The organism is Paenibacillus uliginis N3/975, from assembly GCF_900177425.1.
In the GTDB taxonomy this organism is placed as follows: domain Bacteria; phylum Bacillota; class Bacilli; order Paenibacillales; family Paenibacillaceae; genus Paenibacillus_AQ; species Paenibacillus_AQ uliginis.
Genome location: NZ_LT840184.1, coordinates 2078559 through 2102020 on the forward strand (window position 1 = coordinate 2078559; position 23462 = coordinate 2102020).

At 45.9% G+C, this 23462-nt stretch carries 26 protein-coding genes; all 26 read left to right on the forward strand.

Annotated features, from left to right (window positions below; all coding sequences use genetic code 11):
* Window positions 1–3: 3 nt before the first annotated feature.
* The 26 genes from fliM (at window position 4) to frr (ending at window position 23444) form a co-directional block, all read left to right on the forward strand.
* Window positions 4–1002: a flagellar motor switch protein FliM gene (fliM, locus tag B9N86_RS09830; RefSeq protein ID WP_208920193.1), complete on the forward strand. Its 999-nt coding sequence runs from the start codon at window positions 4–6 to the stop codon at window positions 1000–1002.
* On the forward strand, window positions 992–2269 hold the full coding sequence (fliY, locus tag B9N86_RS09835; protein WP_208918860.1) for a flagellar motor switch phosphatase FliY: 1278 nt from the start codon (window positions 992–994) through the stop codon (window positions 2267–2269). The genes fliM and fliY overlap by 11 nt, the downstream gene beginning before the upstream one ends.
* A 27-nt stretch (window positions 2270–2296) precedes the next feature.
* Complete coding sequence (locus tag B9N86_RS09840; protein ID WP_046679006.1) at window positions 2297–2662, forward strand: response regulator; 366 nt, start codon at window positions 2297–2299, stop codon at window positions 2660–2662.
* 13 nt (window positions 2663–2675) lie between these two features.
* Window positions 2676–3194, forward strand: coding sequence for a FliO/MopB family protein (locus B9N86_RS09845; RefSeq protein ID WP_208918861.1), 519 nt, complete (start codon window positions 2676–2678; stop codon window positions 3192–3194).
* Complete coding sequence (gene fliP / locus B9N86_RS09850; RefSeq protein WP_208918862.1) at window positions 3191–3943, forward strand: flagellar type III secretion system pore protein FliP; 753 nt, start codon at window positions 3191–3193, stop codon at window positions 3941–3943. Before B9N86_RS09845 ends, fliP begins: the two co-directional genes overlap by 4 nt.
* Before the next feature lie 31 nt (window positions 3944–3974).
* Window positions 3975–4244: a flagellar biosynthesis protein FliQ gene (gene fliQ / locus B9N86_RS09855; RefSeq protein WP_208918863.1), complete on the forward strand. Its 270-nt coding sequence runs from the start codon at window positions 3975–3977 to the stop codon at window positions 4242–4244.
* A gap of 11 nt (window positions 4245–4255) precedes the next feature.
* The gene (gene fliR, locus B9N86_RS09860; RefSeq protein WP_208918864.1) at window positions 4256–5044 is read left to right on the forward strand and encodes a flagellar biosynthetic protein FliR; all 789 of its coding nucleotides are present in this window, start codon (window positions 4256–4258) and stop codon (window positions 5042–5044) included.
* On the forward strand, window positions 5044–6153 hold the full coding sequence (gene flhB / locus B9N86_RS09865; RefSeq protein ID WP_208918865.1) for a flagellar biosynthesis protein FlhB: 1110 nt from the start codon (window positions 5044–5046) through the stop codon (window positions 6151–6153). The genes fliR and flhB overlap by 1 nt, the downstream gene beginning before the upstream one ends.
* 23 nt (window positions 6154–6176) lie before the next feature.
* Window positions 6177–8210, forward strand: a complete 2034-nt coding sequence (gene flhA / locus B9N86_RS09870) for a flagellar biosynthesis protein FlhA (protein WP_208918866.1) — start codon at window positions 6177–6179, stop codon at window positions 8208–8210.
* A complete protein-coding gene (gene flhF, locus B9N86_RS09875; RefSeq protein WP_208918867.1) occupies window positions 8207–9607 on the forward strand; it encodes a flagellar biosynthesis GTPase FlhF in 1401 nt (466 codons plus the stop codon). The genes flhA and flhF overlap by 4 nt, the downstream gene beginning before the upstream one ends.
* Window positions 9604–10491 (forward strand): MinD/ParA family protein, encoded by an 888-nt coding sequence (locus tag B9N86_RS09880; RefSeq protein WP_208918868.1) that lies wholly within the window; start codon window positions 9604–9606, stop codon window positions 10489–10491. The genes flhF and B9N86_RS09880 overlap by 4 nt, the downstream gene beginning before the upstream one ends.
* A 40-nt stretch (window positions 10492–10531) precedes the next feature.
* Window positions 10532–11914: a protein-glutamate methylesterase/protein-glutamine glutaminase gene (locus B9N86_RS09885; RefSeq protein ID WP_208918869.1), complete on the forward strand. Its 1383-nt coding sequence runs from the start codon at window positions 10532–10534 to the stop codon at window positions 11912–11914.
* A 23-nt stretch (window positions 11915–11937) separates the two neighbouring features.
* Window positions 11938–14016, forward strand: coding sequence for a chemotaxis protein CheA (locus B9N86_RS09890; protein WP_208918870.1), 2079 nt, complete (start codon window positions 11938–11940; stop codon window positions 14014–14016).
* 58 nt (window positions 14017–14074) lie between these two features.
* On the forward strand, window positions 14075–14536 hold the full coding sequence (locus B9N86_RS09895; RefSeq protein ID WP_208918871.1) for a chemotaxis protein CheW: 462 nt from the start codon (window positions 14075–14077) through the stop codon (window positions 14534–14536).
* 3 nt (window positions 14537–14539) lie between these two features.
* The gene (locus B9N86_RS09900) at window positions 14540–15166 is read left to right on the forward strand and encodes a chemotaxis protein CheC (RefSeq protein ID WP_208918872.1); all 627 of its coding nucleotides are present in this window, start codon (window positions 14540–14542) and stop codon (window positions 15164–15166) included.
* Window positions 15159–15656, forward strand: a complete 498-nt coding sequence (locus B9N86_RS09905) for a chemotaxis protein CheD (RefSeq protein ID WP_208918873.1) — start codon at window positions 15159–15161, stop codon at window positions 15654–15656. The genes B9N86_RS09900 and B9N86_RS09905 overlap by 8 nt, the downstream gene beginning before the upstream one ends.
* Before the next feature lie 2 nt (window positions 15657–15658).
* A complete protein-coding gene (locus B9N86_RS09910; RefSeq protein ID WP_208918874.1) occupies window positions 15659–16075 on the forward strand; it encodes a hypothetical protein in 417 nt (138 codons plus the stop codon).
* A gap of 15 nt (window positions 16076–16090) precedes the next feature.
* Complete coding sequence (locus B9N86_RS09915; protein WP_208918875.1) at window positions 16091–16879, forward strand: FliA/WhiG family RNA polymerase sigma factor; 789 nt, start codon at window positions 16091–16093, stop codon at window positions 16877–16879.
* 30 nt (window positions 16880–16909) lie between these two features.
* Entirely contained in the window at window positions 16910–18319 is a 1410-nt protein-coding gene (locus tag B9N86_RS09920; protein WP_208918876.1) for a flagellar assembly protein A, read from the forward strand.
* Between the two features lie 68 nt (window positions 18320–18387).
* Window positions 18388–18696 (forward strand): hypothetical protein, encoded by a 309-nt coding sequence (locus B9N86_RS09925; protein WP_208918877.1) that lies wholly within the window; start codon window positions 18388–18390, stop codon window positions 18694–18696.
* 32 nt (window positions 18697–18728) lie between these two features.
* Complete coding sequence (locus B9N86_RS09930; protein WP_208918878.1) at window positions 18729–19271, forward strand: hypothetical protein; 543 nt, start codon at window positions 18729–18731, stop codon at window positions 19269–19271.
* Window positions 19268–19882 (forward strand): endolytic transglycosylase MltG, encoded by a 615-nt coding sequence (locus B9N86_RS09935; RefSeq protein WP_208918879.1) that lies wholly within the window; start codon window positions 19268–19270, stop codon window positions 19880–19882. Before B9N86_RS09930 ends, B9N86_RS09935 begins: the two co-directional genes overlap by 4 nt.
* Before the next feature lie 281 nt (window positions 19883–20163).
* Window positions 20164–20862, forward strand: a complete 699-nt coding sequence (gene rpsB / locus B9N86_RS09940) for a 30S ribosomal protein S2 (protein WP_208918880.1) — start codon at window positions 20164–20166, stop codon at window positions 20860–20862.
* 147 nt (window positions 20863–21009) lie between these two features.
* Window positions 21010–21660: a translation elongation factor Ts gene (gene tsf / locus B9N86_RS09945; RefSeq protein WP_208918881.1), complete on the forward strand. Its 651-nt coding sequence runs from the start codon at window positions 21010–21012 to the stop codon at window positions 21658–21660.
* Window positions 21661–22161: 501 nt separating this feature from the next.
* Complete coding sequence (pyrH, locus tag B9N86_RS09950) at window positions 22162–22890, forward strand: UMP kinase (protein WP_208918882.1); 729 nt, start codon at window positions 22162–22164, stop codon at window positions 22888–22890.
* Entirely contained in the window at window positions 22890–23444 is a 555-nt protein-coding gene (frr, locus tag B9N86_RS09955; protein ID WP_208918883.1) for a ribosome recycling factor, read from the forward strand. The genes pyrH and frr overlap by 1 nt, the downstream gene beginning before the upstream one ends.
* The last annotated feature ends 18 nt before the right edge of the window (window positions 23445–23462 follow it).

The window sequence follows — 23462 nt, forward strand, 5'->3', positions numbered from 1 at the left end:
ATGATGGTTGATGTTTTATCGCAAAATGAGATTGATGCCTTGCTGGCCGCTCTCTCTTCCGGCGAAATGGACGCAGAAGAACTGAAAAAGGAAGAAACCCAGAAAAGAATCCGCTCCTATGACTTTAAGAGAGCGGTGCGTTTTTCCAAGGATCATATCCGCAGCTTGACTCGAATACATGAAAATTTTGCCCGTTATTTAACGACCTATTTTTCGGCTCAGCTACGCACTTTTGTACAGATTAGTGTCGTTCAGGTTGAGCAGCTGCCTTATGATGAGTTTATCCGCTCAATCCCCAAGATGACTGTTCTCAATATTTTTGAAGCAGAGCCGCTTGTTGGGCGTATGGTGCTTGAGGTTCATCCGAATATCGCTTATGCAATGCTGGATCGCCTTCTCGGCGGTACGGGGAATGCTCCGACAAAAATTAATGCACTAACCGAGATTGAAACGATTATTATAGAGCGCATCTTCAGCAGAGCTTTTGAAAGCCTGCAGGAAGCTTGGAAAACGGTGTTGGATATTTCGCCTCGTCTGGAGGCGCTTGAGACGAATCCACAGTTTATGCAAATCGTATCTCCGAACGAGACGATTGCTCTTATATCGCTAAGCACCAAGATCGGCGATACTACCGGAATGATTAATCTGTGTATTCCTCATGTTGTCCTTGAGCCAATCATGTCGAAGCTATCTGCCCATCAGTGGTTTATTTCCGAGAAGAAGACTCGGGTGCCTGAAGAGGTGGATGCATTAAAGCAGCGGGTAAGCAAAGCAAAACTGCCGATCATAGCGGAGCTTGGAGAGTCCAAGCTTACGGTCTCTGAATTTTTGGGGTTGAGCGTCGGCGATGTTATTTCCCTGAATAAACCCGTTCATGATGGCCTGGCCATTAAAGTGGGGGATAAGCTGAAATATATAGGCAGCCCAGGTACGATGAAGGACCGGGTCGCCGTACAGATCGACGAAATCATCAGCGAAGGAGCTGAAGAACTTGACGAGTAAAGATTATTTATCCCAGGAAGAAATCGATGCCCTCTTAAAGCAGACTGAAATGGCATCAACCTCCTCTCCTTCGGTGGTAAGCGTTGATGATGTTTTAACACCATTGGAGCAGGATGCATTAGGTGAAATCGGTAATATCACGTTTGGCAGTGCGGCTACGGCCCTTTCAACATTGCTCGGTAAGAAAGTGGATATTACAACACCAAGAGTGTCTATCATTTCCAGAAGTCAGTTTGAAGAAGAGTTTCCAAAGCCTCATGTGGCGGTTCACGTCACTTATGTTGATGGATTTGAGGGGATTAACTCACTTGTTATCAAGACCCGTGATGCCCAGGTTATTGCAGACTTGATGCTAGGTGGAGAGGGAAATCCTCAGGAAGAAGAGCTGAATGAGATTCATATCAGTGCGGTTCAAGAAGCGATGAATCAGATGATGGGTTCATCTGCAACGAGTATGTCTACGATTTTCAATAGGTTCGTAAACATATCCCCACCGGGGATCGATATTCTCAATATGTCTAGTGGTGATGGGATAAACAACTTGCCTGTCGATGAGACGCTGATTAAAATATCGTTCCGGCTCATCATTGGAGATCTGATTGATTCAACGATCATGCAGCTTCTTCCAATCGAGTTTGCCAAGGACATGGTTAATACGCTGATTAACGGAACGGAGGAGCCTGCTGTTGATGAACCTGCAGCTACTGTTGAAGTACCGGTAAAGGAGACAGCACCTCAGCAAATGCCTCCTCAAGAGCAGGCGCCGATGCAACAGCAAGTGCCAATGCAGCAAATGCCTCCGCAGCAAGGATATCCTCAAGACCAGGGGTATGGGTATAACCAAGGAATGCCGGGCGGAGCCGGATTGCCGCAAATGCCGTATGGGCAGCCGCAGATGCCTTATCCACAGGCACCGCAGCAGTATGGTGGAATACCAAATCGTAATGTAAATGTACAACCTGTGCAATTTAGTAACCTGCAAAATGCACCGTACACTCAGGTGGATGAAAACAATCTGAACTTACTGATGGACATTCCCCTTAAAGTCACCGTAGAATTAGGAAGGACCCAGAAGCAAATTAAGGATATCCTGGAATTATCTCAAGGATCGATCATTGAACTGGACAAGCTTGCTGGTGAGCCAGTAGACATCCTTGTGAACCACAAACTCGTCGCTAAAGGCGAAGTTGTCGTTATTGACGAAAACTTCGGCGTTCGGGTTACGGATATCGTAAGTCAATGGGACCGAATACAAAAATTACAATAGCACAAATTTAGGGAGGATTTTTAATCAATGGCTAACCGAATTCTGATTGTGGATGATGCTGCATTTATGAGAATGATGATCCGTGATATTTTGACCAAAAACGGATTTGAGGTTGTTGGAGAAGCTCAAGATGGAGCTCAAGCGATCGAGAAATTTAAAGAACTGCGTCCGGATCTGATTACAATGGATATTACGATGCCTGAAATGGACGGAATTGCCGCTCTGAAGGAAATCAAAAAGACTGATCCGAATGCAAAAGTTATTATGTGCTCCGCTATGGGACAGCAAGCTATGGTTATCGACGCTATTCAAGCTGGAGCGAAGGACTTTATCGTGAAGCCTTTCCAATCGGATCGTGTTATCGAAGCTATAAATAAAACGCTTGGCGTCTAAAGGAAGTCTTTTTATGATAGCAGCTTCAGAGGGAATAGGATCGGATACGTCGGGGTATTATCTTCAACTTTTTTATGTTTTTATCGTGCTTGCCATTATCATTACAGCCATTGTGTTTCTGATCCGGTTTTTGGGCCGGAAAAATCAGAGTTGGATGCAGGGCCGTTCCATCCGGACACTCGGTGCGGTTGGAGTTGGCCCTAACAAATCCATACAGTTAGTTGAGGTGGGAGGCAGTATTTACCTGATCGGTGTTGGTGAAGATGTCTCGCTTATTGACAAAATTTCCGATCCGGCTGAAGTTGCTCTGATTCAGGCTTCGTTCGAACAGGAGTACGGCTTGAAATCGGGAACGCTGCCACCGTTCATTGGTAAGCTTGCGGCCAGGTTTCGTAAGGAACAGACGTCTGAGGATATCGAGCTTGAGGATACATCATCTTTTCATGAGGTATTCGAATCCAAGCTTCGCAGCGTACCCAATCGGAAACAAAAGGTGGAAGAATTGCTGCGGGAGGATCATAAAGATTCATGAATAAAAAGATCGCAATTACTGTCACGGTGATTATGCTGATGGGACTGGTCCTGGCCACTTCGGCCTGGGCGGATCCGATACCGAACATCGATATTCAAATCGGCGGCAATGGGGACAAGCCAGGTACGAGCGCACTCTCTCTAATTCTATTAATCACGATACTCAGCTTGGCTCCCGCAATTCTTGTCCTGATGACGAGTTTTACCCGGATTGTTATCGTTTTAGGTTTCGTACGGACATCTCTGGGCACACAACAGACACCTCCGAATCAGGTGCTAATCGGTTTGTCGTTATTTTTAACGCTGTTTGTTATGGCACCGACCTTCTCTACCATGAACGATGTTGCGCTGCAACCGTATCTCAAGGGAGAGCTCACCCAAACGGAGGCGCTTGATAAAGCTCAAGAGCCCATGAAGGAATTTATGTTCTCGCACACCCGGGAAAAAGATCTGCTGCTGTTTATGAAATACACCGGAGCGGAAAAACCAGACAACTATCAGGATATTCCGCTAACGGTGTTAGTGCCGTCATTTGCTATAAGCGAACTTAAGACCGGTTTTCAAATGGGCTTTATGATCTTTATACCATTCTTAGTCATAGATATCGTTGTAGCGAGTGTCTTAATGGCTATGGGTATGATGATGCTGCCGCCCGTCATGATCTCACTGCCGTTCAAAATTTTGCTGTTCGTTCTAGTTGATGGATGGTATCTGGTTGTGAAGTCGATGTTAATGAGCTTCAATCCGTAACGGCAAGTATTTCAATACAGGAGGACTCGCCGTGAGTGCTGAGTTTATTATCGGTCTAGCGGGACAAGCGGTATATATCGTGTTGAAAGTAAGTTCGCCGATGCTTGTGCTCGCGCTGGTCGTGGGATTAGTCATCAGTATTTTTCAAGCAACGACGCAAATCCAAGAGCAAACGCTTGCCTTTGTACCTAAGATTATTATTGTCCTGCTCACACTGCTGCTGTTTGGCCCTTGGATATTAACTACACTTGTGGATTTTGCTAGTGGCATTTTGGGCAATCTCTACAAATATATCGGATAGGCTGAGTGTTCATGGAATGGTTGGAACAAAGTATTCCTGTCTTTATGCTTATTTTTTGTCGAATTACATCATTTTTTGTTGTAGCGCCGATCTATTCGGCTCGTGGTGTTCCAGCACCATATAAAATAGGGATTTCCTTCATGGTTTCTGTTCTTGTGTTTCTGACCTTTGGCCTTGGCCAGACGGTCGCACAAGATATGTCGTACGTACTACTGATCATTCAGGAGGTTCTGGTAGGATTGCTTCTTGGATTTACCGCTTTTTTGATGATGGCGGTCGTTCAAACAGCAGGAGCACTGATCGATATTCAGATCGGTTTCAGTATGGCGAATGTGATTGACCCTGTTACTGGTGTTTCTACACCGCTTATCGGCAATTTCAAGTACATGCTGGCAATCCTTGTATTTCTAAGCATGAACGGACATCATTTTCTGCTGGATGCCATTATGTACAGCTATGAGTGGATGCCGATTACAGGCAATGTATTCTCCAAAATACAGGACGGCAGTGTGACTGAGTTTCTAATTACCACATTTGCCCATTCGTTCGTAATGGCACTCCAAATGTCTGCGCCCATTGCGGCAGCACTGTTTCTTACCGACGTCGGTCTCGGATTTCTGGCGAGAACGGCGCCTCAGTTTAACGTGTTTGTCATCGGTATCATCTTGAAAATGATTGTAGGCTTAGTTTTGCTTTTTCTGCTTATGCCAGGACTAGTGGCTCTGTTTGAACATTTGTTCGCCGAAATGTTCGAGGCTCTGCAGAAACTGTTGGGCGTGATTGGCAGTAAGCCGGCGTAATGAAGTTAGGAGTGGTAGGGGTGACCTTGAAGTACCGAGTGGACCTGCAGCTGTTCTCTGGTGAAAAGACTGAAAAGGCTACGCCTAAAAAGAAGCAGGACACCCGTAAAAAAGGGCAGATTGCCAAGAGTACGGAACTGTCTGGCTCATCCGTTTTGATGGCCGCTTTTTTATGCTTCATGATGTTCGGCGGATATATCAGGGATCACATCGTTCGGCTGTTTACAGATGTATATCTGAATCGTCTTACCATGGATGTTACGAAGGAAAATACGATCATGCTGCTGGGGGAATACGGAATACAAATTTTGTTGCTGCTTGCCCCGCTGTTTATCGTTGTGTTTGTTATCGCACTCGCCATTAACTACGTACAGGTCGGTTTTCTTTTAACGGGAGACCCTTTGAAGATGAAATTCAGTAAAATTGATCCGATCAAAGGGTTTAAAAATATAGCGTCGATGCGATCGTTGGTTGAGTTTTTTAAATCGATCTTCAAGCTGACTATAATCAGTTATCTGGTCTATACCTCGCTCTGGGGTGCAAGACAAGGATTGTCTTCTTTGTCTTTAATGAGCCCGGAAGCCATCTTTCATTTTACGGCTGACGTGACATTGTCCCTTGGAATCAAAATCGCAGTCGGACTGATTATTCTGGGAGCACTTGATTACATTTATAAGATATATGAACATGCAAAAAACATTCGTATGTCCAAGCAAGATATAAAAGACGAGTATAAGAAAATAGAAGGCGATCCGCTTATTAAAGGGAAGATTCGTGAGCGTCAACGGCGCATGGCACTTCAGCGGATGATGCAGGAAGTTCCAAAGGCCGATGTAATCATCACGAACCCGACTCACTTTGCGGTAGCGCTAAAGTATGATGGATCCTCCATGGAGGCACCGCAGATTATTGCCAAAGGGCAGGATTATATGGCACTGCGAATTAAGGAAATCGCCAAGAAAAATGGCGTTATTACAATGGAAAATAAACCGCTGGCACGTGCACTTTACCAAAGAGCGGAAATCGGGGACACGATCCCTGGTGATCTGTTCCAGGCAGTAGCTGAAGTGCTAGCGTATGTATACAAATTAAAAGGTAAAGCGAAATAACTAGGGATCGGAGGCCGACAGCAGTGAAAATAAAAGAAATATCTGTTCTAGCGGGTGTCATTGGCATCGTACTTATGATGATTCTTCCGATCCCTGTATGGCTATTGGACGTATTGCTTATTATTAACATCTCATTGGCGCTTATGATATTACTCGTGGCAATGAATACGAAGGAAGCGCTCGAATTTTCCATTTTTCCTTCGTTGCTGTTAATAACAACACTGTTCCGACTGTCATTGAACATCTCTACAACAAAGCTTATTTTGTCAAAAGGAGAAGCGGGTGAAGTTGTCGCTACTTTCGGCAGCTGGATTGCCGGGGGAGAGATTGCAATAGGATTCATCGTTTTCCTCATCCTCGTTGTAGTTCAGTTCATCGTTATTACAAAGGGATCAGAGCGGGTTGCCGAAGTAGCGGCAAGATTCACACTCGATGCAATGCCGGGTAAGCAGATGAGTATTGATGCTGATTTGAACGCCGGGATGATTAATGAGACCCAGGCTCGTGAGCGCCGGCGGAAGGTAGAAAGAGAGGCCGACTTTTACGGCGCCATGGATGGTGCCAGTAAATTTGTTAAAGGTGATGCCATTGCTTCGATCATTATCCTTTTGATCAACCTGATTGGTGGATTTATTATCGGTATTTCCATTCACGGTATGTCTTTCACTGATGCAATGAGCACATACTCGATCTTGACAATCGGTGATGGTCTGGTAAGCCAGATTCCAGCTCTCTTAATTTCGACGGCTGCAGGTCTTATTGTCACACGTGCTTCGTCAGAAGGTAATTTGTCAGATGATTTGACAGGACAGCTATTGTCTTACCCAAAACTTTTGTACATCGTTGCAGTGACTGTGACGTTTCTTGGTCTGTTCACCCCGATTCATTTCATTACAACACTCCCGATCGCCGTTCTTCTATTCCTTGCTGCAAGAAATATGCAGAGCAAATTGGAACAGAAGCAGGTGGAGGTTGAACAATTGGAGGAGGAACAGCAGATCGAGGAAGTCCGCAGTCCGGAGAGTGTCATCAATCTGCTTCAAGTCGACCCTATCGAATTCGAGTTTGGATATGGGCTTATACCACTTGCAGATACACAGCAAGGCGGGGACCTACTCGATAGGATCATTATGATACGCAGACAGTGTGCACTTGAATTAGGACTTGTGGTACCTGTCATTCGTATTCGCGACAATATTCAACTAAAACCGAACGAATACGTCATAAAAATTAAAGGGAATGCTGTCGGCGGTGGTGAATTATTATTAAATCACTATCTTGCCATGAGTCCTGGGTACGAGGACGAATTAGTAACCGGTATTGAAACAACAGAGCCTGCATTTGGTCTTCCTGCACTTTGGATTGATGAGACCGCGAAGGAGCGGGCGGAATTGGCTGGGTATACGGTAGTGGATCCGCCTTCTGTAGTTGCTACGCATTTGACGGAATTGATTAAGAGACATGCTCACGAATTAATTGGACGCCAGGAAACAAAAACGCTGGTCGACAATATTCGGGAAAGCTACCCTGTCCTTGTCGATGAGCTTATTCCTTCTGTTCTCACCATCGGGGATGTACAGAAAGTGCTGGCCAAGTTGCTGAAGGAGAAAATTTCGATTCGGGATTTGGTAACTATTTTTGAAAGTCTTGCTGATTACGGGCATTATTCGAAGGATCCTGATGTGCTTACCGAATACGTTAGACAAGCTCTCTCACGCCAGATTACACAACAGTATGCTCCGGAAGGAGAGGCCATGCGGGTCATTACGGTGGGTCCGGCTTTGGAGAAAAAAATTGCAGAAAGTGTACAGCAGACCGATCAGGGAACCTATATTGCGATGGACCCCGTGTCGACTCAGAGTATTTTCCAAAAGCTGAGTGAACAGGTAAACCGGCTGATTCAGATGGGTCAGCAGCCTGTGCTGTTAACTTCTCCAGCTATCCGGATGTATCTGCGACAGGTTATTGAACGCAGTATGCAGGACATTCCGGTACTCTCTTACAGCGAGCTTGAGCCTAATGTCGAAATTCAGAGCGTCGGAGTGGTGAACTTATGAGAGTGAAACGATTTATCGTCGATACAATGCCAGAGGCTATGCAGCACATTCGGAACGAACTCGGTAGTGATGCGGTAATTCTCAGCTCGAAGGAGATTAAAGTTGGCGGCTTTATGGGGATATTCACCAAAAAAAAGATCGAAGTCATCGCTGCTCTAGATAAAGAAGACAAATCGAACCAAGACAAGCCTGCCACACCATCGGTTCAAGTTCCAAGAAATTCAGTTCCGCAGGCGTATAAGAAGACAGCCGTAAGCACCCAGCCTGCAGGACCGAACAGGCTGGGTGTACCAGGCGATTCGGAAAAAGCGTTTGATCATCCTGAGCAGATGTCCAATCGAGAGCGGGCTGCGGTAGATTTTGCCGCAGCTTTAGCGCAGGCTGCAGCTGGCGGACAACAGCCCGCTGAACTGAGTGAGCAGCCTCTCATCAGTGCATATGAGCGTGAATCAGCAGAATCCGCAATTCCGGTACCAGCTTCAGCTGATCCAGTGTCACAGTCTGAAGCGAGAAACAGCGCAGAACAGAAGATGCTTGATGAGCTCCGAGAGATGAAGGAGTGGATTGCCCGTCTTTCCCGTCAAAATCTGGTCAATCCGGAGCTTCCGGAGTCACTCGAAAGCATTCGGGAACAGTTGATAAGACAGGATCTAACTGATCAACTGTCGGAAGTCTGGCTGAATAACGCGATGGATGAATGGGTGGCAAGTAATAAGACATTATCTGATGAGCAGCTGCGCGCGTCTATCTATCGCCAGATGGAGTCATTTTTGGAGGGGCGGTTCGGTGGCGGTATACAGAGAGCTACCCGGATTGTTTATATTGCAGGGCCGACCGGCGTGGGCAAGACGACAACAATAGCCAAGCTGGCGGCAGAGCAATTGTTCAAGTACCAGCGAAAGGTTGGCTTTATAACATCCGACACCTATCGCATTTCAGCTGTAGACCAACTAAGAACATATGCATCCATATTAAATGTGCCGCTTGAGGTGGTACAGTCTCCTGGTGATATGCAGCGGGCGATGCATCGTCTGGAAGATTGCGATTTGATTTTGATGGACACAGCGGGGCGCAATTACCGCAACGAACTTCTGGTCTCCGAATTGCAGAGTCTAATGGCACCATCAGATCATAGTGAAACTTATCTTGTACTTAGTCTGACATCCAAAAGCAGTGATATGGTCGAAATTACAGATCACTTCAGCAAGTTCGGACTGGATAAGGTGATTTTCACCAAGCTGGATGAAACCGGAAGCTGTGGTCCACTGTTCAATCTGTTGAATGCACACCCGTTAAAGGTGTCTTACATGACGAATGGTCAAAATGTGCCTGACGATCTGCTAATGCCTGATACAACGATGCTTTCCCGGATGCTACTTGGAGAATTGCGGACATGACAGATCAGGCACAATCTCTCAGACAGCTGGTGTCTGCTAAAGTGCCGAATCGCTCTGCGGGTTCCTCGAAAAAAACAGCCCAAATCATAACGATTACGAGTGGTAAAGGTGGTGTTGGAAAGTCCAATTTCACACTAAACTTTGCTCTAACACTCAGATCTTTGGGGCGGAAGGTGCTTGTGTTTGATGCCGATATCGGCATGGCAAATATTGATGTTCTAATGGGGGTGTCCTCCCGATTTAGCCTTTATCACGTACTGCGAAAAGAAAAGAGTATTCACGATGTTATCCAATATGGACCAGAAGGGCTTCCTTACATAGCCGGCGGCTCGGGAATAGCCGATATGATCTCCTTATCAGAGGATGATCTGAATTATTTTGTATCTCAAATCGAACTTATCTCATCTGAAATGGATTACATCTTATTCGATACTGGCGCCGGATTGTCCAAAGAGAACATGAAATTTATAACATCTGCTGACCAATGCCTGGTTGTGACCACACCGGAACCGACTTCGATCACTGACGCTTACGCTTTGATCAAGGTCGTTCATGGAAGTGATCCTGAAGTACCGTTTACTCTGGTTGTGAACCGGGCTGGAGACGAAACAGAAGCCCGCCAAGCATCGGACAAGATCCTTTTAACAGCACACCGTTTTCTGGATTTGGACATTAAGATGCTGGGATATGTTACGGACGATCCATATGTTGTGAAATCCGTCAAACGTCAGGTTCCGTTTTCTCTTGCTTTTCCTAGGTGTGAAGCGTCCCGCGATATACAGCGGCTTGCACTGCGTTACCTGGCTGTTCCGGCAGCTCCGCCGGAATCCGGCCCCCTTACGGGAATCAAAGGATTTATGCAGAGATGGCTTAAACGAACATAATGATTCTTTTTTGACAATAAGGGAACTGAGGTGGACTCCAATGACGCCATTTCGTGTACTGGTGGTAGATGATTCTCCGTTTATGAGAAAAATCATTTCGGATCTGATCGAACGGGATCACAGGTTTCGAGTAACGGGCACAGCAAATAACGGCAGAGAAGCCGTAGCAAAAGCCATGGAACTAAACCCCGATATCATTACGATGGATGTAGAAATGCCCGAAATGAATGGTCTTGACGCGCTCAGAACAATTATGGAGGCCGGACCAAGGGCAGTCATTATGCTGTCAGGCGTTAATGAGCAAGGGATGCGGGAAACGATATTAGCTCTGGAATTTGGGGCCTTTGATTTTATACGCAAGCCTTCCATATCTAATGCTCAGGATATTGAGCAAGTTGGTCAGGAGCTGCTTATGCAACTGAATGCAGCGGTGCAGGCCAAAGCACGGAGGGCATTGTGGGAGGAAGAAGAGCAGAAGCGACAGGATATCCCAAAGGCTATTCTTCTTCCGCCAAGGCCTTCCGATCGACAGCCTCTGTTCGGTTCAGATGATCAGCGAACGTTCGCAACCTCAAAGTCATTTCATAAAGATATGAAAGGCTCTCATCGGGACAACCAGGTGGAGTTGCGTGCGAGACTTCCAAATTCGATGAAGCAGGTATCAGGCGCTGCGGATTCCGGACTAAATCAAAACAATAACAACTTACGCCACACTTCTGCAGGAAAGGCGGTTACTCCTTTAGTTGGGCGAAAAACGTTTGAAGCATGTAAAAGCCATCCTGTTCTCAGGAAATCAGAAGTGAAGAGTGTTCCCCACCAGGACCGCTCAATGGATCAAAGCTTCACTCAATTAGTTGCGGTCGGGTGCTCGACCGGGGGGCCAAGGGCGCTGAAAACCTTCCTGGAGAAAATTCCAGGTGATTTCCCGGCGCCGATCGTCATCGTGCAGCACATGCCTCCGAATTTTACGAAATCTCTGGCGCAGCGCCTCGATTCGTTTAGTGCGATCGAGGTCGTTGAGGCTTGTGATGAGATGGAATTAAAGCCGGGAGCAGCTTATATCGCTCCAGGCGGGATCCATATGAGGATATCCCAATCGGATGGGAAGTACCGCATTACAACTCATAAGGATGAACCATGCAACGGACATCGCCCTTCGGTAGACGTGTTGTTCGAGTCTCTACTGCCTCTTACTTCCCTGAAACGGCATGCTGTGATTATGACGGGAATGGGAAGTGACGGAGCGAGAATGATGAAACAACTTTACGATTCTGGAGTTACTTCAACATTCGCTGAAAGCGAGGAGACCTGTGTTGTGTATGGAATGCCTCGATCTGCCGTGGAGTTGGGCTGTGTAAGTTATATTCTGCCGCTGCAAGAAATTGCAGGGAAATTGGTTCAAGCAGTAAATATCGGTAAGTGAACTCATAGAGGAGGTGTCTCGCAATGGACATGAATCAGTATCTATCCATGTTTATTGATGAGTCGAATGATCATCTGCAATCATTAAATGAAAACATGCTTCAACTAGAAAGCAACCCGAGTGACTTGGGTATTGTACAGGTGATCTTCCGGTCAGCCCATACCCTGAAGGGGATGGCGGCCACCATGGGTTTTGAAGATCTCGCTTCCCTTACACACCAGATGGAGAATGTACTGGATCTGGTTCGGAACGAAAAGCTGAAAATGCAGGATTTTATTTTTGACACCCTTTTTAAAAGCTTGGATGCGCTCGAATCGATGGTACAGGATATCGTACAGGGTGGTGAAGGGAAGGCTGATGTCTCCTCTATAGTAGCTTCACTTCAAGCGATTGTTCGCGGTGAAGGAGCTGGAGTCTCTTCGGCCGCTGCCGTTTCAGCAGAATCCGCAAACAGCACACCTGCTTATCCGGGCATTGAATTGGACGAATTCCAATTTTCTGTTTTGGATCAATCCATTACAGAAGGTCATAAGGTGCTCTACATTCAGGTTCAACTGCGTGAAGACTGTCAGCTCAAGGCTGTCAGAGCGTATATGGTGTTTGAACTGCTGGAAAGAGCCGGTGAAATCGTTAAGACTTATCCGGATGTTGAGGATATCGAGCAGGGTGAGTTTGACCGTGTCTTCTCAATGTACTTTATCACTCAAAAAAATGCAGCGGATCTTGAAAGCCAAATTATGAATATTTCAGAGGTTGACTCGGTGACGGTTGCGGATCTTGATCATGAATCCCTGCAGCAGATGGTTTTACAAAGTGCGGCAGCAGTTGAAGCAGTCGAGAAAGAAAACTCTGCGAGCACTCCATCACCTGCAGCAGCAGGTGCGTCAAAAGTCGAGTCAGCGGAATCAGTTTCACCTAAGACCGCTGCCAAAAATAACGGCGCCAGTGTCCCATCAAGAACGATCCGTGTTGATATCGAGCGCTTGGATGTTTTGATGAACCTCTTTAGTGAGCTGTTGATCGACCGTGCGCGCTTGGAGCAGCTGGCAAATGAAGCGAAGAACCAGGATTTGACCGATACGGTCGAGCATATGAGCCGTGTCAGTAGCGACCTTCAAAATATCGTTCTGAAACTGCGGATGGTTCCCGTAGATACTGTGTTTAACCGTTTTCCGCGGATGGTCCGCGATCTTGCCAAATCTCTCGATAAAAAAATTGACTTGATTATTACCGGTGCGGAAACGGAACTTGACCGTACGGTTATTGATGAAATCGGGGATCCGTTAGTTCACTTGATACGGAATTCTGTTGACCATGGTGTAGAACCGATTGCTGATCGGTTAGCTGCCGGTAAATCGGAAACCGGAACCGTTCATCTCCGGGCATTTCACAGCGGAAATCATGTATTTATTGAGATCGAAGATGATGGTCGTGGAATCATCCGGGATAATATCATCAAAAGCGCCATTAACAAAGGCGTTGTAACCGAAGAACAAGCTGCAGCAATGTCAGACGAAGAAGCTCACCAGCTTCTGTTCGCACCGGGTTTCAGTACAGCTGAGAAAATTTCGGATGTGTCCGGACGGGGAGTTGGCCTTGATGTTGTAAAATCAAAAATTAATTCCCTTGGCGGCAACGTTACGATTTACTCAACACCAGGAAAAGGAACGAACTTCTCGGTACAGCTTCCACTTACGCTTTCTATTATTGCTGCCATGCTTATTAAGATGGGATCCGAAAAATTCGCGATTCCACTGACTTCAATTGTGGAAACAGGAATTATTAAAAAAGGACAAATCCGTACCGTTCACGGCAGCCGTATGATTCAATTCAGAGAGTCTCACATACCGCTTATTTCACTGAGCCGTGTATTTAATGTTCCGAATTTTGATGAACAGTCTGAAGAAGAAACGGAAATTGTCGTTATTCGCAAGGGTGACCGTTTGGCAGCTTTGGCGATCGACGATTTTATTGGTCAGAGTGAGATTGTTATTAAAAATCTGGGTAAATACCTGCCTTCGATACAAGGCATTTCTGGCGCAACCATCCTTGGCGATGGACAAGTAGCACTCATCATAGATCCGAATGCTTTTATCAAGTAATTATGGGCTGATTAAGGACACCTGGATTTGAGGTGTGAACATATAGGGAGGGTTTAACATGGGAGAAGAATTGAAAGTGATCGTCTTCAAGCTTGGAAGCGAAGAGTACGGGATAGAGGTGGAAAAGGTACAGACCATTGAGCGTCTGATGCCGATTACACGCGTGCCGAAAACATATGCTTTCGTAAAGGGAGTCGTAAACCTGCGTGGCGTTGTCATTCCTGTTATTGATCTTCGCGGACGATTTGGTCTGCAAGAGGCTGAGCACACAGATCAGACTCGGATCATTATTGTAGCGGTGAATGAAATGCAGGTCGGCTTTATCGTTGACTCGGCAAGCGATGTCATCGATCTGAACAGCGACAGCATTGATACACCTCCTGAAGTGGTCGGCGGCGTTAAAGCGAAATACTTGCGCGGCGTTGCAAAAATCGGTGAGGAGCGTCTGCTCGTTATGCTTAACTTGTCTGAAGTTCTGAACAAAAGTGAAATTATACAGCTTGAAGGCTTAGAGGATTAGGCAGTGGAACTTTTCAAGTATGATAAGGACCTCAAAATGGACGTCCTTAAAGAGGTTGGGAATATCGGGGCAGGCAATGCCGCAACCGCCCTTTCTCAGCTCTTGAACAAGCCGGTTGATATGGCCGTACCGATGGTTCAACTACTTTCTTTTGAAGAAATCGCTGAAAGTGTAGGTGGAGCCGAAAGGATCGTACTCGCTGTTTTCTTGCGGGTAGAGGGAGAAGCACCCGGAAATCTGTTCTTTATTATGAGTCCTGAGGCAGGTAAAAAACTTCTTCAGCGTCTGGCTGGTCTAGAAGTGTCGGTAGACAATGATTTTTCTGAAATGGAACTATCAGCGATAAATGAGATTGGTAACATCTTGGCGGGATCATACTTGTCCTCTCTGGCAGACTTTACAAAATTGGTTATGACACCGACCGTACCTGGATTGGCGATAGACATGGCGGGAGCGATATTAAGCTACGGTCTCCTGCAGTTTGGTGAAATGGGGGATGATGCCCTGTTGATCAACACGACGTTCTTGGAAGGACATCATGAAGTTGAGGGGCAGTTTTTCCTAATACCTGACCCTCAGTCATTTGCTCAAATATTCGAAGCTTTGGGAGTGCCTCTAGAGAATGATTGACGAACAAAGTGTAGTGAAAGTGGCGATGGCGGATTTAAACGTCGCGGGTTCCAGCGGAATTTTACGTACAACTGGTCTAGGCTCATGTGTGGGGCTGACTCTTTACGATCCGCTGTTGAAGATCGGAGGTATGGCTCATGTCATGCTCCCCTCTTCTTCCATCGCTAGAGAAGGCCAACTGAACTTGGCCAAGTATGCAGATACGGCGCTTCCAGTCCTTCTGAACAAGCTGAAAGAAATGGGAGCTTCCCATAGCAGGCTGGTAGCGAAGATGGCCGGCGGAGCTCAGATGTTTGCATTTGCGGGTGCTGGTGACAGTATGAGGATCGGGCCCCGAAATGTGGAATCTTGTAAAGCAGGGTTAGAACAGATGGGTATTCCGCTAATTGGTGAAGATACCGGAGGAAATTACGGACGAACTGTGGAATTGAACTGCACAACGGGTAAATTTACCATACGTAGTGTACAAAAGGGCATAAAGGAATTGTAGCTATGATAGGAAAACTTCGTTTTTATCTATGGGCCGGTTTTACCGGGTTTATACTCACGTTTCTTTTTACTGTACGCAATAATTTATGGTTAACAAGTTTTAACCGGGCTTTGATTGCATTTGCGGTATGGTTTGTATTGGCGTACCTGCTTAAATGGGTCTTCAATTTGGCCTCCGCACCTGCTAAAGGCTCTGACGGGGAAAGTGAGCGCTCTGGCAGCATCCCTGAAGAGCAGCTGGGCAACAGACTGGATTTGACAACGCCAGATGAAGACAAGGAATTGATGAATCTCATTAAACCTGAACCAGAGCAAGATCAAGAAGGAAACGGATTTGTTCCGTTAGATCCTCCTAAGCTGGTTTCAACTAAGGATCCCGAAGAACTGGCCAAGGCCGTTCGTCACCTGACAGAAAAATAAGGATGGTGAAGGCAATTGGACGAGCGCAAAGCTTCTCCCCTCAACCATGTTGATTTATGGGTTGCATGGAAGGAAGATGGAGACCAAGAAGCGAAAAAGAAACTAATCGAAAATCATTTACACATCGTTGACTATGTTTCAAGCCGTTTGGCAATTGGACTTCCCCGAAATGTGTCAAAAGGAGACCTGGCGAGCAATGGTGTTATGGGTCTGATTGATGCCATTGAGAAGTTTGATTATAAACGTGGATTGCAGTTTGAAACTTACGCATCATGGCGAGTTCGAGGTGCCATTCTGGATTCGCTCCGGCAGGGGGATTGGGTCCCGCGTTCCGTTCGAGAGAAAGCAAAAAAAATCGAATCGGCATACCAGCAGCTTGAGCAAAAATATTTACGAACGGTCAGTGATTCCGAGATGAGTGACTACCTCGAAGTTTCTGAAAAAGAATTTAGACATATGCTGCAAGAAGTTGCGGTGATGACACTAAGCTCTCTGGAGGATCCGATCCGTGAAGAAGAATCGGAAACTCGAATGTCGCTTTTGGTGGATGAAAAGGCAAAAAATCCTGACCATAAAGTACATGAATTTTATTTGCAGGAAGCTCTAGTTAAAGGAATTGGCAAGTTGACGGAAAAAGAAAGAACAGTCGTCTCCTTGCTGTATTATGAAGATTTGTCGCTCAGTGAAATTGCCGAAGTCATGTCGCTGTCTCCCTCGAGAATATCGCAGCTACATTCCAAAGCGATTCTAAGGCTCAGAGCCACGCTTGATAAAGATCGGGATTTATTGATGCAGAACGATTGACGCTTGCCAATTTGGAAGGGGGTTCCTGAAATGTCTGTAGATTATGCATTGGACAAGTATTTTAATATCACCTTCTCGGATGATAAAACGGTTGCCTATTTGCAGATGTCAGATTGGGATAAGGATTTCACCTGTAAGATTGAAGCTCTTGAACAGTTTCTTCGAAGTCACAAGATCCGTTATGGGCTCCAGCATGACACTTTAAGCCGTATCGTCAGTCATTCGGAAGAGTATCAGTATAGCAGAGCCCCGGTTGCGATCGGGACTGAGCCAGTTCACGGTCAAAACGGACGGATTGAATTGAAGATTGAAATGGGAGATCAGCAGAGCCTGCGACCACTTGAAAAGGATGACGGCAAGGTAGATTATAAGGAAGTTATTCGTCTGAACAATGTCAAGAAGGGACAATTGATCGCAACTCGGATTCCTCCAACGCCAGGAGTACCGGGAACGATGGTTACGGGTGAAGAGATCCCATGCAAACCGGGTAAAGAGGCGCGTTTCAAGATCGGAAAGAACGTTGTGGTAAATCCTGAACAGACGGCTATGTATGCTGCCATTGACGGACTTTTGACGAAGACGGAAAAGGGGAAGATTAATGTATTCCCTGTATACGAGATTAATGGAGATGTCGATTACAGTATTGGCAACATAGATTTTGTGGGAACCGTTGTCATTCGTGGAAATGTACTGTCGGGTTTCCGTATTAAATGTGCCGGAGACATTCGGGTGACAGGCTTTGTCGAAGGAGCAGAGCTTGATGCGGAAGGCTCTATCGATATATCCGGAGGCATTATCGGTTACAACAAAGGATACGTAAAAGCCGGGCAAAATGTGAAAAGCGCTTTCGTACAAGATGGAAATGTGATTGTTGGAGCAGATGTAACGGTATCCCAGAGCATTATGCATTCCAATATCCGAGCAGGCCAAAATGTTATTTGCAACGGTACTAAGGGTCTGATTGTCGGAGGTGTAATTCAGGCCGGTGAAAAGGTCATTGCGCGCACAATCGGTAATACGATGTCTACAGCAACGGTCATTGAGGTTGGCGTTCTGCCTGAACTCCGTAATGAACTATCTGAGCTGAGGGCTCAGCTAAAACGGCAAGTGGAGAGCATGGATAAAACAGATAAAGCACTCTATTTACTGAATCAGCTGGCAGCGTCTGGTCAGCTTACCCCTGACAAACTTGCGCTTCGAATCAAGCTGAATGCCACCAAGAAGTCCAATACAGCGGAACAGAATGAAATCAAGGACAGAATGCTTGAAATTGAACGCATGCTTGAGGATACAGGCAAAGCCAAAGTAGAAATTATAAAAACGATATACGGCGGGTCCAAGATCGTCATTGGTCGGTATACCCGGTTTATTAAGGATCCGACACAGCGGGTTTCTTTTTATTATCATGAAGGTGAAATTGCCATGGTTCCACTGCTGTAAGACAGCCAAGGTGTCTGAATACACGGTGTTCTGTTCAAGTTAATCATGATAGGACGAGGTGATTTCACTTGAGTTTGAAATCGGTGGAGATGCAAATCGCGGTGCCGCGGACAACGGAGGCAAGCAAAATTCAGCAAGAGCATCATCAGCGTCCTTCTCAGGATCAGACATTGTTGGCCGGAGAACATATGAAGCAAAGCCGTCAAGCTGCTCAGCGAAGCACAGAAGTCAGCGAAACGGCTGAATCTGCCATCCGTGATGATGGCAGCCGTCAAGCACCGGAGGATGGGGGACATTCCTCTGAACAGAAGGAGCATTCGGCAGAGCGGCCTGCGGAACATCCGTATAAAGGTCGTTCTCTGGATATTTCCCTTTAGAGCAAATCATTGGCACAAAGGAGTTAATTGTTTTGGACTCATGGATATATATCGTACTCCTGGGCATTGGAGCAGTGCTATATGCTTTAATGCTGCCTAAGCGTCGTGAAGAGACGGTTAAAAGTGAGCAAGTCGTCAAAGAAATGGAGTCTACCTTGGAGCAATACATGGGAGAAGTGCAGCTCGAGAATGAGCAGCTGCTCGACCTGGTTGGACAGATGAAGCAAGAGCAGACTGCCAAGCAGACAGCTCAGCAGGAGCAGTTAAATGAAATGCGCCATAGATTGCTTGCTGTGGAACAGCAGCTTGCATCCACTGAAGGACGTCTGAGATCGGCGGAAACGCTTTTAGCGTCTGTGCCAGTTAATATCTCAGCCACCGAGGCTGCGGAAGCGGTAGAAGCGGCTGATAAAGCGAGTCAACCGCATATCAATTCAATCAAAAGCCGTTACACCGAGCTGTTTGATATGTATGAAGCGGGCAGATCTATTGATATGATAGCCAAATCTGCTGGAATGCAGCGGGGTGAGGTGCAGTTGATCATACAATTGGCTAAACAGGAGGAATCACCGTGATCAAGAACCGTGTCTTTATGTTGGGTCTTGGTATCGGTCTCGTCGTTGGTGCCGTACTTCTGCAGCTCATGCTAATGGGAGAACGAGCCATGTCTTCTTCACAGCCGCAGGACAAGCAATGGACCCAAGAGCAGATTGAGGAAGCAGCAAAAGCAATGGATATGAAAGTGGTAAATAGCTCCGAAGAGTTGATGACGGAGGAGCAGTGGAAAGAAAAGATGAAGAATGAGAGCGGGAAGATGACGGGGACAGCCGTAAAACCGCCCGCTAAAGCTACAGAGACCAAACAACCGGATTCACCTCAAACGCCTGAGAAGCCAGGCAATGTGAAGAAGGACCCTGCAGCACCTGCCGTTAAGGATCCCACTTCGCCCAAAGAGCCCGATTCAACTAAAATCCGATATGTCATTTCCGGTGGAAGCAATTTGAGCGATGTGGCGAACGGTTTACAAAAAGCAGGGGTTATAGAGGATAAACAAGCTTTTATAGATGAAGCTACTGCTCAAAAAATTAATAAATTCATACAAAGAGGAACCTATACCTTTACAGCTGGTGAAGAGCTGGATTCAATCATTCAAAAAATTACTGAAAAACCGTCCACCAGCCGCTAGGTTGCAGACGGTTTTTCTTAAATCATAAGAAAGTATAAGATTGAATTATTTACTTGGCTTATATTTCTCGTAGAAACGCTGTCGCCCTTTAAAAAGGACGACCAAGTTGTTTTTACTTGTCATAATAGCATTGCATCTGCCTTCCAATTATGGTATAGTAATTGACGGTGTTAAAACACACGCTAAGAGATTTCGTTAAGGGTGCTTCCGGACTGGAAGTCTTAACGGAAAATGACCTTGGCGGAGGGCACACAAAAACCAAACTTAGGAGGTGTGTGAAGATGGCAGTTATCTCCATGAAGCAGCTTTTGGAAGCTGGGGTTCACTTCGGTCACCAGACTCGTCGTTGGAATCCAAAAATGGACAAATATATCTTCACTGAAAGAAACGGTATTTACATTATTGACCTGCAAAAAACGGTCAAGAAAGTAGAAGAAGCTTTTAACTTTGTGAAAAACGTAGCTGGCGAGAACGGAACAATTCTGTTCGTCGGAACAAAGAAACAAGCTCAAGATTCCGTGAAAGAAGAAGCAGAACGTTGCGGTATGTACTACATTAACCAACGTTGGCTCGGCGGAACTCTGACCAACTTCGAAACGATCCAAAAACGTATCAACCGTTTGAAAGAACTTGAGAAGTGGGAAGAAGACGGCACTTTCGAAGTATTGCCTAAGAAAGAAGTTATCCTTCTCCGCAAAGAGAAAGATCGTCTTGAGAAATTCCTGGGCGGTATTAAGAACATGAAGGGTCTTCCAAGCGCTCTGTTCATCATCGATCCTCGTAAAGAGCGTATCGCTGTTGCAGAAGCACGTAAATTGGGTATCCCAATCGTTGGTATCGTTGACACCAACTGTGATCCGGACGAAATCGACTATGTTATCCCAGGTAACGACGACGCGATCCGCGCTGTTAAATTGCTGACAGGTAAAATGGCCGATGCAGTTGTAGAAGCTCATCAGGGCGAAGAAACAACAGCCTAATTACGGTTGCACGTATAAAGAATGAATTAAATGAAAAGGGTGGTTGGTAGGTGGATAACCTCTCACTACCCTTTTTTTAAGGTCAGAATGTGAAAAAATGCTGGAAACGCAGCATGATAAAGTTAATTATAATTGGAGGGAATTTCAATGGCAGTATCAGCTAGTGCGGTAAAAGAGCTTCGTGAAAGAACAGGCGCAGGTATGCTTGATTGCAAAAAAGCGCTCGACGAAACAAATGGTGATATCGACAAAGCGATCGCGCTTCTTCGCGAAAAAGGTTTGTCTGCAGCTGCTAATAAAGCAGGACGTATCGCTACTGAAGGTGTTGTAGAATCTTACATCCACGGCGGCGGACGCATCGGCGTTCTCGTTGAAATCAACTGCGAAACCGACTTTGTTGGTAAAACAGATCAATTCAAAGAGTTTGCACGTGATATCGCTATGCACATCGCAGCGGCAAGCCCGAAATATGTTCGTCGTGAAGAAGTTCCTGCTGATGAGTTGGAAAAAGAAAAAGAAATCTTGAAAGCTCAAGCACTTAACGAAGGCAAGCCTGAGAAAATCGTTGAAAAAATGGTTGAAGGCCGCATCAACAAGTACTATGAAGAGTACTGCCTGCTTGATCAGTCTTTCGTTAAAGATCCAGACAAAACAATCAGCACACTGTTGAACGAAAAAATCAGCACGATCGGTGAAAACATCTCCATTCGTCGTTTTGTCCGCTACGAGCTGGGTGAAGGTCTTGAGAAGAAGCAAGAAAACTTCGCAGAAGAAGTTATGGCCCAAGTGAATAAATAAGCCGATCAGGCTAAACATAGCTTTAAAAAAGAGTGGAACACTTCGTGTTCCTTCTTTTTTAAAAATATAAGGAAGTATAACATTTCAGTTATACTTGGCTTATATTTCTCGCAGAAACGATCATCGTTCTTTGATAAGGACGACGAAGTCGTTTCTACTTGGATATAGGAAGGTAGAAACACCATAGGAGACGGCTTCCCTATATCGCAAGAAAAACTTCCGCTTAAAGCGGTCTGTCTCCTTTGGGATACATCGATATATGTTTTTCTTTAGAGATAAGAAAGTGTGAAAATCCGGAGTAAAGACTACCCTTATCTCGTAGGAACAACTTCATCTAAAAGGCGGTCTGCTTCCTAGAAGGTGTGTCGATAGACGTTTCCTTTGCGAAACGGATGTTTTTACCCGATTTTTATAAGCCGTCAAGCAGTGTTTTGCGTCTGTCTGTCGTTTTTCAAACGGGCGTCTTTCGAAAGGCGCCGTCTTAAAGTGGAGGGTAATCATTTGGAACAGCCTGTATTTAAACGAGTTATTTTGAAGGTCAGCGGGGAATCCCTGTCAGGCCAGAACGGTTATGGAATCGACGCCGAGACCATTACTTCCATCGCTGAACAAGTTCAAGAAGTTGTTGCGCTTGGCGTAGAAGTAGCGATTGTGTGCGGTGGGGGCAACATTTGGCGCGGCATCGCCGGCAGTGCGAACGGTATCGACCGTGCAACGGCTGATTACATGGGGATGCTTGCAACGGTGATGAACTCATTGGCTCTTCAGGATGCACTGGAACAGATCGGTGTGCCTACCCGGGTTCAAACATCAATCTCCATGCAACAAATCGCTGAGCCTTACATTCGCCGCAGAGCGATCCGTCACCTGGAAAAAGGACGCGTCGTTATTTTTGCGGCAGGAACAGGTAACCCGTATTTCTCAACAGATACAACGGCTGCTCTAAGAGCTGCTGAAATCGAAGCCGAAGTTATTCTTATGGCGAAAAACAAAGTGGATGGCGTTTATTCAGCTGATCCATTCAAGGATGAAACGGCTGAGAAGTATGAACAACTTACTTACCTTGATGTGTTGAATAAAAACCTGGGTGTTATGGATTCAACAGCATCCTCATTATGCATGGACAATAACATTCCGCTTATTGTATTTGCAATTACTGAGCAAGGTAATATTAAACGAGTCGTTCTTGGCGAGAAGATCGGGACGATCGTTAAAGGGAGTGTAGACTAATGCCACAAACGGTGAAGAAAAATGCAGAAGAACGCATGGAAAAAGCGATTCTGTCATTAAAACGCGATCTCGCTACTCTGCGAGCCGGCCGGGCTAGTTCATCTCTGCTCGACCGAATTCAAGTAGAATATTACGGGGCTCCAACCCCGATTAACCAGCTCGCTAATATCACGACACCGGATTCCCGCACGCTGATGATTCAGCCTTGGGATAAATCTTCGCTCGGTGATATTGAGAAGGCCATTATGAAATCTGATCTGGGATTGACACCGGCAAATGATGGTAATCAAATTCGTTTGTCGATTCCTGCTCTAACAGAAGAGCGCAGAACAGATCTAGTCAAAATGACGAAGAAATTCGGCGAGGAAGCGAAAGTGGCCATCCGCAACATTCGCCGGGATGCCAACGACGACATTAAAAAACTGGAGAAAACCGATATTTCCGAGGATGAGTCACGGAGACATCAGGAAGATATCCAGAAGGCTACGGATAAATATATCGCAGAAGTCGACAAAGTGCTCGTTGCTAAAGAAAAAGAAATCATGGAAGTATAAGAGACTTCGGCCCCTCCG